Below are 14,609 nucleotides of genomic sequence, written 5' to 3'. Positions count from 1 at the left end.
CAGCGCAGCCCGCTAGTGTCCGGCCTTAAGCTCCCACACCACGGTGACGGCCGCGTCCACCCGGCTTTCCCCCGGCTCCACGGACACGCTTTCCGCGGCAGCCATGCGTTGGATCCCCGCCACGGGGACGGGGCCCTGAGCCGCAGGGACCTCGGCCACTGACAGGACGCTGCCCAGCGTGGCAGAGGCAAGGGCGGCGTACTGCGAGGCAGCGGCCCTGGCGTCCTCCCACGCTGCTGCGCGGGCACGCTCTTTCACCGCTGAAGGATCCGAAATTGAGAAGGTCAGGCCGTTCAGCCGGACATCGTTGCCGCCAGCCGCCGTGGCGTCGGAAATCATCCGCGAAGCCGCCGCAACATCCCGCAACTGCACAGCAAGGGTGCTGGCAGCGACATACCCCGCCACCCGCTGGCCTTCGCCCTCGCGCCATACGAGGTCTGCCCTGACGTTCAGACCGGCCGTCCGCAGGTCCGCAGCGGCAACGCCGTGACCGCGGAAAGCTGCCGTGACGGCAGCCAGTGCGCTCCCTGCAGCAGAGTAGGCAGCCTCAACAGACTCGCGGCGGCATTCAACTCCAATGGAAACAACCGCCACGTCCGGGGCAGCATCCGCCCAGCCAGACCCGGTGACGGAAACGCTGCCCTCGTGCACGGGTACCGGAGTGTCCGCCGGCGTCATGCCCAGGCCCGCTTGCCCTGCGCCGGATAGCCACCCGCCAGCAGGCCCGCCTGCCGCTCGAAGACGTTACCCGTCCCCGGATTACCGGTCCGCAGCGTCGACCATCCCGCGGCCAGCAGGTACAGCGGGATGAAGGGAAGGCCCAGGCACCAGGCGTATTGGGAGCAGTGCTTCTCCTCGTGCCCCAACAGTTCCGGCCGGTCCAGCAAGGCCTCCGCAGAGCAGCGGGACAGCACCACGTTGCCCAGGGTGAATGCCCCGGCAACCGGCAACGGCCATCCATAACCAGCGGCCAGGAACAGCCCGCGCGGACCGCGATGCAGGCGGGTGCGGGCAGCGCGGGCCACGGCCAGGCCCAGCAGAGTGCTGCCGTTGGCCAGGTTGGCGGCCTGCCTGACCCGTTGGCCGGCCGTCAGGGAGCGCCGGCGCCGGCGGCAGCGGCGAAGGAGGACGTGGCGTAAGTGTTGCAGGCGCAGGTACTGCTTGCGCCCGGGGCGCTGCCGCAATGTCATGAGGCCATGGTAGCCGGAGCGTTCTACTAGACTGGAGGGCAGTGGCTGCCGGTTTTCCGGCTGGCCCTGCCCTGGTCATTGAATGCACGGGATTACTGAACTGAATCCACGGGCGTTCATCCATGACCTGCCAGTGACGGACGCGCCGCCGGGAAACCGTGCAGGCTGCCCTGTTCGCCGGCAGCCAACGAACTCGAAGCTAAGAACAGTAGATGACTGAAACTTTGCCGGGCGATGCCATCCCGAACCCCACGGATGAATCCGCCATCAACGCCGCTGTAGACCAGGCCGTCACCGCCATCGCCGGTGCGGCCACCCTTGACGAGCTGAAGGCGGTGAGGCTGGCACATACGGGGGAGAAGTCCCCGCTCAGCCTGGCCAACCGTGAAATCGGCAGGCTCCCCAAGGACCAGAAAGCGCTCGCCGGGAAGCTGATGGGCGCGTCCCGCGGCCGGGTCAACAATGCGCTCGCCGACCGTACCGCGGTGCTGGAAGCCGAAAACGACGCACGGATCCTCCTCGAAGAGACCGTGGACGTCACCGCCGCGCCCCGCCGCCGTCGTGCCGGTGCCCGGCACCCGCTGTCCACCCTGCAGGACCGCGTTGCGGACATCTTCGTCGGCATGGGCTGGGAAATCGCCGAAGGCCCGGAAGTTGAATCGGAGTGGTTCAACTTCGACGCCCTGAACTTCAAGCCGGACCACCCCGCACGGGAAATGCAGGACACGTTCTTCGTGGAGCCGCCCGAGGCACACCTCCTCATGCGCACGCACACGTCCCCGGTCCAGGTCCGCTCCATGCTGGAACGGGACCTGCCTATCTACGTCCTGTGCCCGGGCAAGGTGTTCCGCACCGATGAACTCGACGCCACGCACACGCCGGTATTCCACCAGTTCGAGGGCCTGGCCATCGACAAGGGCCTGTCCATGGCGGACCTGCTCGGCACCCTGGAGCACTTCACCCGGCAGATGTTCGGTGACGAGGCGAAGGTCCGGCTGCGGCCCAACTACTTCCCGTTCACCGAGCCGTCCGCGGAGTTGGACATCTTCCACCCGGGCGCCAAGGGCGGTCCGCGCTGGATCGAGTGGGGCGGCTGCGGCATGGTCAACCCCAACGTCCTCCGCGCGGCCGGCATCGACCCGGATGTCTATTCAGGTTTTGCCTTCGGCATGGGCATTGAGCGTGCCCTCATGTTCCGCAACGAAGTCAGCGACATGCGCGACATGATCGAAGGCGACGTACGTTTCAGCGAGCACTTCGGGATGGAGATCTAACAGTGCGTATCCCACTTTCCTGGCTGCGTGAATTCGCAGAAGTACCGGCCGGCGCCACGGCCGAAGATGTCATGGAAGAGCTGGTTAAGGTCGGCTTCGAGGAAGAGGACGTCCACCGTCCCACCGATGCCCTGCAGGGGCCGGTTGTGGTGGGCCAGGTCCTGAGCCTGGTCAAGGAACCGCAGACCAACGGCAAGACCATCAACTGGTGCCAGGTCCGCGTTGTCCCCGAAGGCGCGGAACAGACCCTCACCGGCGAGGGCATCGATCCTTCCGGCGTCCAGGGCATCATCTGCGGCGCCCACAACTTCGTGGAAGGCGACAAGGTAGTGGTCACCCTGCCGGGCGCCGTGCTGCCGGGCGATTTCCGCATCTCCGCCCGCAAGACCTACGGACACCTCTCCGCGGGCATGATCGCCTCCGTCCGTGAGCTTGGCATCGGAGAAGACCACGACGGCATCCTGGTCCTCTCCCGCATCGGCCTTGATCCTGAAATCGGCACGGACGCGATGGAACTGCTGGGCCTCTACGACCAGGCGGCCGAAATCAACGTCACCCCGGACCGCGGCTACGCCTTCTCCATCCGTGGCGCGGCCCGCGAGTACGCGCACGCCACGGGAACCACCTTCACGGACCCTGCCAGCAAGGTACAGGCCCCTGAGGTGCTGTCCGGCGGCTACGGCGTCAAGCTCAACGACGACACCCCCATCTACGGCAAGCCCGGCTGCGACCGCTTCGTGGCGCGCACCGTCCGCGGCGTGGACCCCAGCCGGCCCACCCCGCCATGGATGGCTTCCCGCCTGCGCCTCGCCGGCATCCGCTCCATATCCCTGCCGGTGGACATCTCCAACTACGTGATGCTCGAACTGGGCCAGCCCACGCACTGCTACGACCTGGACAAGCTCTCCGGCGACATCGTGGTGCGCCGTGCAGCCGCAGGCGAGAAGATCACCACCCTCGATGACAAGGAACGCACCCTCGATCCCGAGGACCTGCTCATCACCGACGACTCCGGTGCCATCGGCATCGCAGGCGTCATGGGCGGCGCGGCTACCGAGGTGGGCGGCACGACGTCGAACATCCTGGTCGAAGCGGCCCACTTCGATGACGTATCCATCGGCCGTTCCCGGCGCCGGCACAAGCTGCCGTCCGAAGCGTCCAAGCGCTTCGAACGCGGCGTCGACTGGCACGTGGCCGGCATCGCCGCGCAGCGGGTCGTGGACCTCCTCGTGGAACTGGCCGGCGGCACCGCGGACGAGGCGGGCACCGACGTCGGAACCGCCCCGGAAACTGTCACCATTGACCTGCCGGCAGGCTTCGCGGCCGCACGCATCGGCATCGACTTCACCGAAGAGCAGATCGTGACGTCGCTGGCGGACCTCGGTGCAGCGGTAGACAAGGTCGACGGCGGCTGGACGGTCACGGCGCCCAGCTGGCGGCACGACCTGGAGACCAAGGAAGACCTGACCGAGGAAATCGCCCGGCTGGTGGGCTACGACAAGATCCCCGCCACGCTGCCGGTTGCCCCTCCCGGACGTGGCCTGACGCGCGTCCAGCAGCAGCGCCGCCGGCTCATCCAGTCGCTGGCAGACGCCGGGCTGACCGAAGTCCTGTCCTACCCCTTCGTCTCGAAGGCGGCCAATGACACGTTCGGCGTGGCCGAACAAGGCGGCGACCGCCCCGCACTCAAGCTGGCCAACCCGATCAGCGAAGAGCAGGGGTTCCTGCGCACGTCCATCCTTCCGGGACTGATCGAGGTGGCCAAGCGCAACCACTCCCGCGGCTTCCGCGACCTCGCCATCTTCGAATCCGGCCAGGTGTTCCTGCCCGGCGAGACCATGGGAACCGAGTCGATCCCGCCGCTGGGCGCCAAGCCCGCCGATGAGGTGCTGGACGCGCTGTACGACGGCGTCCCGGACCAGCCGTTCCACGTCGCCGCGGTCCTGACCGGGCACGACTCCCCGGCGGCTGCAGCGCACGCCCCCAGGGTGTGGGACTGGGCGGATGCCCTGGACATCGCCCGCCTTGCCGGCGACGTCCTCGGCGTGGACCTGGTTGCCAGCCAGGGAACCCACCAGGCATTCCACCCGGGCCGGGCCGCGAAGTTGTCGCTCCGGACCGGGGAGACCGTGGGCTACGCCGGCGAACTGCACCCCAAGCTGCTGGCAGCGTCTGATATGCCCGCCCGCTCGGTAGCGCTGGAGCTCAACGCCGACGCCCTGTTCGAGGCCGCACCGGACGTGATCGTGGCCCGCCACATCTCCACGTTCCCGGTGGCGACCCAGGACGTGGCGCTGGTGGTCCCGGCCGAGGTTCCGGCAGACGACGTGCTCGACGCACTCCGCGAAGGCGCCGGCGAACTGCTGGAGGACGTCGCCCTGTTCGATGTGTACGCCGGCAAGGGCATCGAGGACGGCAAGAAGTCGCTGGCGTTCGGCCTGCGGTTCCGCGCCGCGGACCGCACCCTGACAGCTGACGAGGCGTCCGCCGCCCGCGAGGGTGCCGTGGCACTGGCAGCGGAGCGTTTCGGGGCTTTCCAGCGCTAGCCGCTGGTCCGGCTGGCAATTCAAAGGGCGGGGCGGCATGACTCCACATCTCGTGGTTCGTGCCGTCCCGCCCTTTTTGCTGCCCGGGCAAGACGGTTCAGCGGAGATGGAAAGCGCCTTCCTGGCAGAGGCAGAAGGGATCCTTGACGACGCCGAGCTGCAGCGCGGGCGCGCCATGGAGCCGGCTGCCGGCCTCCGTTTCCTGGTGTCACGAGTGGCCCAGCGCAGGTTCGCTGCCGGTCTGCTGGGGCTGCCGGAAGCCGGCCTCCGTGCTTCCTCCAGCTGCCCGCAGTGCGGAACCGGCGTGGACGTCAGCCACGGCCGGCCCGGTTACTCTTGCCGGGGCACCCGGCTGCCGCTGGCACTGAGCCTCTCCCGGGCCGCCGGCTGGACCTTGCTGGCCGCGGTACCGGACGCCGGACCGGAAGTCCGGCTGGGGGTGGACATCGAAGACCCGGACCGCACTGATTTCAAAGGATTCACCGAGCTTGCCCTGGCCCCGGCGGAGCGGGAAGCCATGAGGGACGTGGCGCCGAAGGCGCTGCCGGCGGAACATGCGAGGCTGTGGGCACGGAAGGAAGCCTGGCTGAAGATGACCGGAGCCGGACTCCGCACCGCCCCGTCCTCCCTGGACGTCCGGACATTGCCGGGCCTGAGGGACCTGGCCCCTGCCGAAACCGGGCTGCCCGCGCGCCTGGCGGCCGCCGTCGCGCTTTCCCCGTCCGGATAGTCCTTTAGCGACGTCAGCCGGCGGGCAGCGGCGGCAGCAGCTCCTCGTACAGCCACGGGTGGAGCAGCGCCTCCGTGTCGATGGCGGTGGCACGGTCCACGGCCATGATGAAGTCGTGGGTGCTGACCGAGCCGTGCCGGTGGGCGGATGTCCACTCCTGCAGCAGCGCGAAGAAGGCAAGGTCACCCACCGCAACGCGGACCGCGTGGACGGCCAAGGCGCCCCGCTTGTAAACCCGGTCATCAAACATGTGCTCTGGCCCGGGGTCGCCCACCAGGAGGTCCTGCGCTTCGGCCTTGAGGCGCCGCCACGCCGCGCCGGCGCGGGCGGCAACGGACATCACGCCGGCTTCCTCGGACCAGATCCACTCGGCGTAGCAGGCGAAGCCCTCGTGGAGCCAGATGTCCTGCCAGCTGGCCACCGTGAGGGAGTTACCGAACCACTGGTGCGAGAGCTCATGGGCAATCAGCCGCTGCGATTCCCAGTCGGCGTTCAAATGGTTTGGGCCCAGGATGGACATCCCCTGGGCTTCCAGGGGAATTTCCAGTTCGTCCTCGGTGACCACCACCGTATAGCCGGTAAAGGGATACGGTCCGAAGCAGCTGCTGAACGTCCGCATCATGGCCGGCTGCAGAGCCAGCCCGGCGCGTGCCTGGTCGGCGAGGGCGGGGGAGACCGCAACCGACTGCGGCACCTGAGTTCCGGACCGCCCGGCGTCGAGTTCCAGCAGCCCGTACCGGCCGATTTGCACCGTGGCCAGGTATGCGGGCATCGGCTCAGCCTGTTCGTAGGTCCAGGTTTCGCGGCTGGACCGGGTGGTCCTGGACTGCAGGGCCCCGTTGCAGACGGCGCGGTAGTTCGCGTCGGTGGTCACCGTGAACCTGTAGCTGGCCTTGTCGCGGGGATGGTCGTTGCACGGAAACCAGGATGGTGCGCCGTTGGGCTGCCCGGCCACCAGCACGCCGTCGGTCAGTTCTTCCCAGCCCACTTCGCCCCACAGGCCCCGCCGCGGCGACGGGCTGCCCCCGTAGCGGACGTCGAGGGTGAAGGGCTCGTCCGCCTGGAGGGGAGCAGGGGTTGAGACCACCAGCTGCTCGGCGCGCTGGTTGAACCGCGCTTGCCTCCCGTTGAGCTGGACCTTGGTGGCGCGAAGGCCCACCAGGTCGAGGACAATGGCCGACGTCGGCAGGCAGGCAACGCCGTGCAGCACCGCCCTGCCGCTCAGGCGGTTGCTGGCCACGCGGTAATCGAGGTCCAGTTCGTAGCGTTCCACCGTGTAGGCGTTGGTGCCCGCACCCGGCATGTAAGGATCGGGGGCAGCACCGCTGGACGCGGCCACGCTGCCGCGGGCGGCTGATGCTGGAGAACTCATGGCGACCTTCGGTTGCTAGGCAGACGGTGTTGCAGGGCCGTTCCATGGGCTGACCGGGTTGCCCATCCAGTACGTGGCGGCCGGGACGGACTCGCCGCGCATCACCAGGGACGCGGGACCCACCGTTCCGCCGGCACCCACGCTGGCCTGGGGCAGGATGACCCCGTGCGGGCCCATGGTGGCCCCGTCTTCGAGGGTAACAGCGTCAATGCTCATCACCCTGTCGTGGAACAGGTGCGTCTGGACCACGCAGCCCCGGTTCACGGTGGCGTTCCGGCCGAGGGTCACCAGGTCCGCCTCGGGCAGCCAGTAGCTTTCGCACCAGGTGCCCGTGCCGATCTTCGCTCCGAGCGCACGCAGCCACCAGACCAGCGCAGGGGTACCGGACGCGGCCCGGGCGAACCACGGTGCGCTGACCAGTTCGATGAAGCTGTCCACCACTTCGTTGCGCCAGATAAACGAGCTCCAGAGGGGGTGCTCGCCAGCCCGGATCCGTCCCACCAGGATCCACTTGGCGGCGACGGCGAAGAGCGCCGCGACAAAACCGGCCAGCAGCATGACGACCCCGCTGAGCAGTGCTGCCACTCCGTAGCTGAAGGTGGCGGCCAACCAGTCGAAGACCAGCATGGCGCCGCCGGCGATGCCCACCGTGAGCATGACGGGAACGAACCGGCAGAGCTCCCACAGCGTCCTGGCAACCTTGAGCTTCAGCGGAGGCTGGAAGGTCCGGGTGTCATCCGAGGCGATGGCTGTGCGGCGGAGGCGGACAGGCGGACTGCCCAGCCAGGAGGTGCCGGACTTGGCCTTGGCCGGCGTGGCGGACAGGACAGCCACCAGCGAGTTCTTGGGGACGTTCCGGCCCGCCGCGGTCATGCCGGAGTTGCCCAGGAAGGACCGTTTGCCGATCTTGGCCGGGGCAACGCGCAGCCACCCGCCATCCAGCTCGTAGGAGGCCACCATGGTGTCGTCCGCAAGGAAGGCGCCTTCCCCCACCGTGGTCATCGTGGGGATCAGCAGCACCGTGGAGGCTTCCACGTTCCTGCCGATTTTGGCTCCCAGCAGGCGCAGCCACACCGGTGTGAAAAGGCTGGCGTAGATGGGAAACAGCAGGTCCCTGGCAAGGTCGAGGACCCGTTCGGTGGCCCAGATTTGCCAGCCCACCCTGCTGCGGACCCGGTGGTAGCCCTCGGTGATGCCAACGCTGAGGAGCCGTGTCGCGGCCAGGATGAGGAGGGCGTTCGCGGCAAACCAGGTGAGCGCGGCCGGTGCCAGGGCCGGCAGGAGCCGGGGCAGTGAGCCGCTGAGGGACGCCCCGCCCTGGATGAACAGGTACGCCACCCAGGCTGCCGCCGCTGCGGACACGAAAGGGATAAGGGACAGTACTGCCGAGGCCAGCGCGAAGCCGCCGAACCAGGCTTTCGCGGCCACGGGGCCCAGGACCGGCGCTTCCGGAGCGGAATGCTTGGCTTTTCCCTGCCGGCGGGCCGGCGAGCCCGCCACCAGCTGCCCGGCCTTGACCTTCCCGGAGACCGCCGAGCCCGTTTCCACCTGCGCCCCGGCGCCGATGGACGTTCCAGGCATCAGCGTGCTGCGGGCCCCCACCGACGCGCCGGCGCCGATGCGGACGGCGCCGATGTGGACGTGGTCGCCGTCGATCCACCACCCGGACAGATCCACCTCCGGCTCCACGTTGGCGCCCCGGCCCAGCGTCAGCAGCCCGGTAACCGGCGGCAGCGAATGCAGCTGGACGTCCCGGCCAATCTTCGCGCCCAGCGCGCGGGCGTAATAGGGAACCCATGGTGCGCTGGCCAGGCTGATGGCTCCGGCAAGGTCCTGGATCTGCTCCGCCAGCCACAGCCGGAGGTGGACCCGCCCGGAACGCGGATACGTGCCGGGCCGAACACCGCGCAGCAGGAACCGTGCGGCGGCAACCGCCAGCAGCATCCGTCCTGCCGGGCTGACAAACACCAGCCAGGAGGCCGCCACCCACCACCACGAAACAGTTGGTGCTGCGGTGAACCCGGCCAGCGATGCCAGCAGGTTGTTGGCCGCCATCAGGTAGGTCAGCCAGCGCATGCCCACCAAAATGTGCAGCGGCACGCCCATCAGCGTCTGGAACACCTGGGATTTGCGTGCAGTGGGCCGCACGGTGCGGTCCCTGGCTGGGCCCAAGGAGCCATCGGGCTGCGACTGCCGTGCCAACTCCACCAGTGCTCCCACCCGGGGTGTGGCGTAAATATCGGCCACCGTAATGGTGGGATAGCGGACCCGGAGCGCGGAGACCAGCTGCGCGGCGGACAGGGATCCGCCGCCGTACGCAAAGAAGTCCGCGTCCAGCGATGTCACCGGACTGCCCAGGATGCTGCTCCATTGCTCCACGATCCAGGCGGCGTCCCCTGGCAGGTTCAGGGGTGCAGCGTCCGCCTCCGCTGCGCCGGCACCGGCGAGTGGCCAGGGCAGGGCGTGCCTGTCCACCTTGCCGCTGGTCTTGGTGGGCAGCGAATCCACCACCGTCAGGAGGGGCACCAGCGCAGCCGGCAGGCTTCCTGCAAGGTGCCCGCGTGCCTCAGCAAGGTCCAGGTCCGCTCCGGCAGCAGGAGCCAGGTAGCCCACCAGGATTTGGTTGCCGGCCGCCGTCGTCTGTACGGCGGCGGCCGCACCGGCAACCCCTGGCAGCGACTGCATGGCGGAGTCGATTTCGCCGAGCTCGATCCTGCGGCCGCCCAGTTTGACCTGTTCGTCGGCGCGGCCCTGGAAGATGAGGCCTGCCTGCTCGAAGCGGACGAGGTCACCGGAGCGGTACGCACGCTCCCAGCCCAGGCTGGGCATGGGAGCGTATTTTTCGGCGTCCTTGGCGGGGTCGAGGTAGCGGGCCAGCCCCACGCCGCTAATGATCAGCTCACCCGTCCCGCCTTCGGGCACCGGAACGCCAAGGGCGTCGACGACGGCGAGGTCCCAGCCGTCCAGGGGCAGGCCAATCCGCACGGGGCCGGAACCGCCCAAGGGGGCGGCGCAGGCAACCACGGTCGCTTCGGTGGGACCATAGGTGTTCCAGACCTCGCGGCCCTCCACTGCAAGGCGCTCCGCCAGTTCGGGTGGGCAGGCTTCGCCGCCGAAGATGAGCAGGCGGACGTTTTCCAGGGATTCAGCGGGCCACAGCGCCGCGAGGGTGGGGACTGTGGAAACGGCGGTGATGCCGTGATTGATCAGCCAGGGGCCAAGGTCCATGCCTGTACGGACCAGCGCGCGGGGTGCGGGTACCAGGCAGGCGCCATGCCGCCAGGCCAGCCACATCTCTTCGCAGGAAGCGTCGAAGGCCACGGAGAGCCCGGCCAGCACCCGGTCCTGGGGACCCAACGGCTCGCCCTGAAGGAAGATCCTTGCCTCGGCGTCCACGAACGCGGCGGCCGAGCGGTGCCGGACCGCCACTCCCTTGGGTGTTCCGGTGGAGCCGGAGGTGAAGATGATCCACGCATCGTCGTCCGGCACAGGCGGGCGGGCGCCCGCAAAGGGCCCTGGGCGGCGGCCTCCAGCCGTGCCGGGGCTGATCACCTGCCCGCCTTCCACCACGGCGGCGACCTTGGCTTCGTTAAAAACCAGCCGGGCCCGTTCGTCGGGATCGTCCGCGTCGACCGGGACGTAGGCCCCGCCCACCAGCAGGACGGCAAGGATCGACACATACAGCTCGTTGGTGCCCGAAGGAATCCGCACGCCGATGCGGTCGCCGGCACCCAGGCCCGCCCGGTGGAGGCGGCGGCCGGCGGACCGTACCTCGTCCATAAGCTGCGCGTAACTGAGCGACACACGGCCGTCGTCGAGCGCCGATGCGTCGGGAAAGCGGGCGGCGGAGTCCTGGAGGATATCAATCAGCGTCCGGATGGGCGGTGCGGCCGATGCACCCGGAAACTGCGGAGCGTGCGCGCCCTGAGGCTGGGCCGTACCCGGGGTTGAGGCGCCCGCGGGCACCGGTTCCGGGGACCCAGCGGGCTGGAAACCGCCGGACTGATGGGGCGTGGCCGGCACGGCGCCGGAATGGATATCCCCCAGAGGGACCTGCTGCTGAGTCACCCGGGCATTTTGCCCCGGCAAGGTGAACAACAGGTGTCCGGCGCGCCGGGTTCCGCCAGCCTGGCGGGACTGGCTGTTCACCGCACGTTCAGCCGTGGCGGCCCGGCCTCAGGGAACCAGGACTACCTTTCCGGTGGTGCGGCGGCCTTCGAGGTCCCGGTGCGCCTGCTCCGCCTGGGACAGCGGATAGCGTGCGCCGATGCGGACCTTCAGGGTGCCGTCCGCCGCCGCCGCAAAGATTTCGCCGGAACGCCAGCGCCTTTCGGCGGCATCCTGGAGGTAATGCCCCATGGTGGGCCGGGTCAGGAACAGCGAGCCGCCGGCGTTGAGGCGCTGCGGATCCACCGGCGGGACCGGGCCTGACGCGGCGCCGAAGAGAACCAGGGTTCCGCGGATCCGGAGAGCCTCCAGTGAGCCGTCGAACGTGTCCTTGCCGACGCCGTCATACACCACATCCGCGCCGGTGCCACCGGTGATTTCCCGGACCCTGGCGGAGAAGCCGTCATACCGCAGCACGTGGTCAGCACCGGCTTCACGTGCCAGCTGTTCCTTGTCGTCGGTGGAAACCGTGGTGATGACCTCAGCGCCGCGGGCCTTCAGCAGTTGGATGAGGAGCAGTCCCACGCCGCCGGCGCCGGCATGCAGCAGGACGGTGTGGCCGGGTTCCACCTTGAAAGTGGAGTTCATCAGGTAGTGCGCGGTCATGCCCTGCAGGGGGAGGGCTGCGGCCGTAAAGTCATCCAGCCCGGCTGGAACCGGGAGCGCGGCGTCCTCATCTACCAGCGCATACTCGGCGTAACAGTTGACGCCCTCGGCCGTGGCCACGCGGTCCCCTGCCGCGAACGCGGTCACACCCTCACCCACCGCTTCCACCGTGCCGGCGGCTTCGGAGCCGGGGATGAAAGGGTACTGGACCTTGTAGACACCGCCGCGCTTGTAGGTATCAATGAAGTTGACCCCGGCCGCCCCAACCCTGACCAGCAGCTGTCCTGGGCCCGGGACCGGGCGGTCAACCTCCGTGTACTCCAGGACTTCCGGTCCGCCTGCCTGGCGTGCGACGATTGCGTGCGTCATTGCTTCCCCTTCCCGGGCCGGCGTTTCCGGCCTCCGGCTGCTCCAACCATCCTAGGGATTCCCTTCATTCCCAGGTCTGCGAACGCTTACGGGAGCTGCATGCATAAGTATCGGTGACTATGCATAAATATTGTTGTATAGTCGGATCATGACTATTTCTGTTGCAGTGTCGGGCGCCAGCGGCTACGCGGGCGGGGAAGTGCTCCGCATCCTTGCCGGACACCCGGACGTCACGATCGGTGCCATCACCGCCCACAGCAACGCCGGATCGCGGCTTGGCGAGCTGCAGCCGCACCTGCACGGGCTGGCCAGCCGCATCCTTGAGGACACCACCGTGGAGAACCTCTCCGGCCACGACGTCGTCTTCCTTGCCCTGCCGCACGGTGCGTCCGCAGAAATCGCTGCGCAGCTGCCGGAAGGCACCGTGGTGATCGACGCCGGCGCAGACCACCGCCTCGAAGACCCCGCAGCCTGGGAGAAGTTTTACGGCTCGGCCCATGCCGGCACCTGGCCCTACGGCCTTCCCGAACTGCCCGGCCAGCGCGAGGCCCTCAAAGGCGCCACCCGGATCGCCGTGCCTGGGTGCTACCCCACGTCCGCGCTGCTTGCCCTGACCCCGGGGTTCGCCGCAAACCTCCTGGAGCCCGACGACGTCGTGATCGTTTCCGCGTCCGGCACCTCCGGCGCGGGCAAGGCCGCCAAGGTCAACCTGATCGGCGCCGAAGTCATGGGCTCCATGAGTCCCTACGGTGTGGGCGGCGGCCACCGGCACACACCGGAAATCGAGCAGGGCCTGTCCAATGCGGCGGGGGAGCAGGTCACCGTTTCCTTCACGCCCACCCTGGCTCCGATGAGCCGCGGCATCCTGACCACTGCCACAGCGAAGGTGAAAGCCGGTACAACGGCGGAGCAGCTGCGCCAGGCCTGGGCAGACGCCTACGACGACGAACCGTTCGTCCACCTGCTGCCCGAAGGCCAGTGGCCCGGTACGAAGTCCGTCCAGGGCTCCAACCACGCCGCCATGCAGCTGGCCTTCGATGCCCACACCGGCCGGGTGATCGTCACCTGCGTGATCGACAACCTCGCCAAAGGCACTGCCGGCGGAGCCGTCCAGTCCATGAACATCGCACTCGGCCTGCAGGAAACCGCCGGCCTCAACCTGCAGGGAGTAGCCCCGTGACCATTACCGCACCCCAGGGATTCCGGGCCGCCGGCGTCACTGCCGGGCTGAAGGCCTCGGGAAACCCGGACCTCGCCCTGGTGGTCAATGACGGCCCGTCCAAGGCCGCAGCCGCCGTCTTCACCAGCAACCGCGTTGCGGCGGCTCCGGTGCACTGGTCCCGCCAGGTTGTGTCCGACGGCCGCGTGGACGCTGTCATCCTCAACTCCGGCGGGGCCAACGCGTGCACCGGACCCACCGGTTTCCAGAACACCCACAGCACGGCCGAGAAGGTGGCGGAGGTGCTGAAGATTTCCGCGACGGATGTCTTTGTCTGCTCCACTGGCCTGATCGGCGAGCAGCTCCCCATGGACAAGATCCTCCCCGGCGTCGAGGCAGCCGCCGCTGCCCTCAGCGCCGACGGCGGCCCGGACGCCGGCACGGCCATCATGACCACTGACAGCGTCCCCAAGTCCGCGCTGTTCATCGGAACCGATGCGGACGGCCAGGAATTCACCATTGGCGGGATCGCCAAGGGCGCCGGCATGCTGGCCCCCGGCCTGGCCACCATGCTGGTGGTGCTCACCACGGATGCCGCCGTCGAGCCCGAAATGCTCGACGTCGTCCTCCGCGACGCCACCCGTGTCACCTTTGACCGCGCCGACTCCGACGGCTGCATGTCCACGAACGACACCGTGGTCCTGCTCGCCTCGGGCGCCTCCGGCGCGGTGCCGGGAGCGGAAGCGTTTGGTGCCGGCCTGACCCAGGTCTGCGCCGAGCTCGCCCGGAAGCTGATCGGCGACGCCGAAGGTGCCAGCCACGACATCGCCATCCGGACGTTTAATGCCGCGAGCGAAGCGGACGCTGAAACGGTCAGCCGCTCGGTGGCCCGGTCCAACCTGTTCAAGGCAGCCATTTTCGGCAAGGACCCCAACTGGGGCCGTGTGTTGTCCGCCGTTGGCACCACCGACGCCGTTTTCGAGGCTGACAAGCTCAATGTGGCCATGAACGGCATCCAGATCTGCCGCAACGGCAGCATCGGCGACGACCGGGGCCTGGTGGACCTGGAGCCGCGCGAAGTCCTGGTGGAAATCGACCTGCAGGCCGGCGACGCCGAGGCGACCATCTGGACCAACGACCTCACCCACGACTACGTGCACGAAAACAGCGCCTACTCGAGCTAGGCGCTCCACGTT

The 14,609-nt window shown here is 68.6% G+C and carries 10 protein-coding genes; 5 read left to right on the top strand and 5 right to left on the bottom strand.

Translation table 11 applies throughout. The annotated features are described in order from the left end of the window. Positions 1–12 precede the first annotated feature (12 nt). On the bottom strand, positions 13–678 hold the full coding sequence (locus UC32_RS05805; protein WP_045730323.1) for an SIMPL domain-containing protein: 666 nt from the start codon (positions 676–678) through the stop codon (positions 13–15). Further along, complete coding sequence (locus UC32_RS05800; RefSeq protein ID WP_045730473.1) at positions 675–1,094, bottom strand: hypothetical protein; 420 nt, start codon at positions 1,092–1,094, stop codon at positions 675–677. Before UC32_RS05800 ends, UC32_RS05805 begins: the two co-directional genes overlap by 4 nt. A gap of 308 nt (positions 1,095–1,402) precedes the next feature. On the opposite strand from UC32_RS05800, the gene pheS reads away from it, so the two are divergent. The 3 genes from pheS to UC32_RS05785 are packed head-to-tail and all read left to right on the top strand — an operon-like array spanning position 1,403 to position 5,740. After that, complete coding sequence (gene pheS, locus UC32_RS05795; RefSeq protein ID WP_045730322.1) at positions 1,403–2,464, top strand: phenylalanine--tRNA ligase subunit alpha; 1,062 nt, start codon at positions 1,403–1,405, stop codon at positions 2,462–2,464. Positions 2,465–2,466: 2 nt separating this feature from the next. After that, the gene (pheT, locus tag UC32_RS05790; protein ID WP_045730321.1) at positions 2,467–5,010 is read left to right on the top strand and encodes a phenylalanine--tRNA ligase subunit beta; all 2,544 of its coding nucleotides are present in this window, start codon (positions 2,467–2,469) and stop codon (positions 5,008–5,010) included. A 37-nt stretch (positions 5,011–5,047) separates the two neighbouring features. Then, positions 5,048–5,740, top strand: coding sequence for a 4'-phosphopantetheinyl transferase family protein (locus UC32_RS05785; protein WP_045730320.1), 693 nt, complete (start codon positions 5,048–5,050; stop codon positions 5,738–5,740). A gap of 13 nt (positions 5,741–5,753) precedes the next feature. Here UC32_RS05785 and UC32_RS05780 read toward each other — a convergent pair whose 3' ends face one another. The 3 genes from UC32_RS05780 to UC32_RS05770 all read right to left on the bottom strand — a co-directional run bounded on the left by UC32_RS05780 (position 5,754) and on the right by UC32_RS05770 (position 12,254). Next, positions 5,754–7,112, bottom strand: coding sequence for a M1 family metallopeptidase (locus UC32_RS05780; RefSeq protein ID WP_045730319.1), 1,359 nt, complete (start codon positions 7,110–7,112; stop codon positions 5,754–5,756). A 15-nt stretch (positions 7,113–7,127) separates the two neighbouring features. After that, positions 7,128–11,078 (bottom strand): Pls/PosA family non-ribosomal peptide synthetase, encoded by a 3,951-nt coding sequence (locus tag UC32_RS05775; protein ID WP_045730472.1) that lies wholly within the window; start codon positions 11,076–11,078, stop codon positions 7,128–7,130. Between the two features lie 210 nt (positions 11,079–11,288). Further along, entirely contained in the window at positions 11,289–12,254 is a 966-nt protein-coding gene (locus tag UC32_RS05770) for a quinone oxidoreductase family protein (protein ID WP_045730318.1), read from the bottom strand. 148 nt (positions 12,255–12,402) lie between these two features. On the opposite strand from UC32_RS05770, the gene argC reads away from it, so the two are divergent. Continuing rightward, positions 12,403–13,434 (top strand): N-acetyl-gamma-glutamyl-phosphate reductase, encoded by a 1,032-nt coding sequence (gene argC, locus UC32_RS05765; protein ID WP_045730317.1) that lies wholly within the window; start codon positions 12,403–12,405, stop codon positions 13,432–13,434. Then, positions 13,431–14,597 (top strand): bifunctional glutamate N-acetyltransferase/amino-acid acetyltransferase ArgJ, encoded by a 1,167-nt coding sequence (gene argJ / locus UC32_RS05760; protein WP_045730316.1) that lies wholly within the window; start codon positions 13,431–13,433, stop codon positions 14,595–14,597. The genes argC and argJ overlap by 4 nt, the downstream gene beginning before the upstream one ends. Positions 14,598–14,609: the final 12 nt, after the last annotated feature.

Source organism: Pseudarthrobacter chlorophenolicus (assembly GCF_000962805.1).
GTDB lineage: Bacteria > Actinomycetota > Actinomycetes > Actinomycetales > Micrococcaceae > Arthrobacter > Arthrobacter chlorophenolicus_A.
Note: the sequence above shows the minus strand (reverse complement) of the source record. Positions and strands in the feature narration are given on the sequence as shown.

Coding starts and splice junctions, on each gene's coding strand:
- UC32_RS05805 (WP_045730323.1), bottom strand. CDS start 678: ATGACGCCGGCGGACACTCCGGTACCCGTGCACGAGGGCAGCGTTTCC.
- pheS (WP_045730322.1), top strand. CDS start 1,403: ATGACTGAAACTTTGCCGGGCGATGCCATCCCGAACCCCACGGATGAA.
- UC32_RS05785 (WP_045730320.1), top strand. CDS start 5,048: ATGACTCCACATCTCGTGGTTCGTGCCGTCCCGCCCTTTTTGCTGCCC.
- UC32_RS05780 (WP_045730319.1), bottom strand. CDS start 7,112: ATGAGTTCTCCAGCATCAGCCGCCCGCGGCAGCGTGGCCGCGTCCAGC.
- UC32_RS05770 (WP_045730318.1), bottom strand. CDS start 12,254: ATGACGCACGCAATCGTCGCACGCCAGGCAGGCGGACCGGAAGTCCTG.
- argC (WP_045730317.1), top strand. CDS start 12,403: ATGACTATTTCTGTTGCAGTGTCGGGCGCCAGCGGCTACGCGGGCGGG.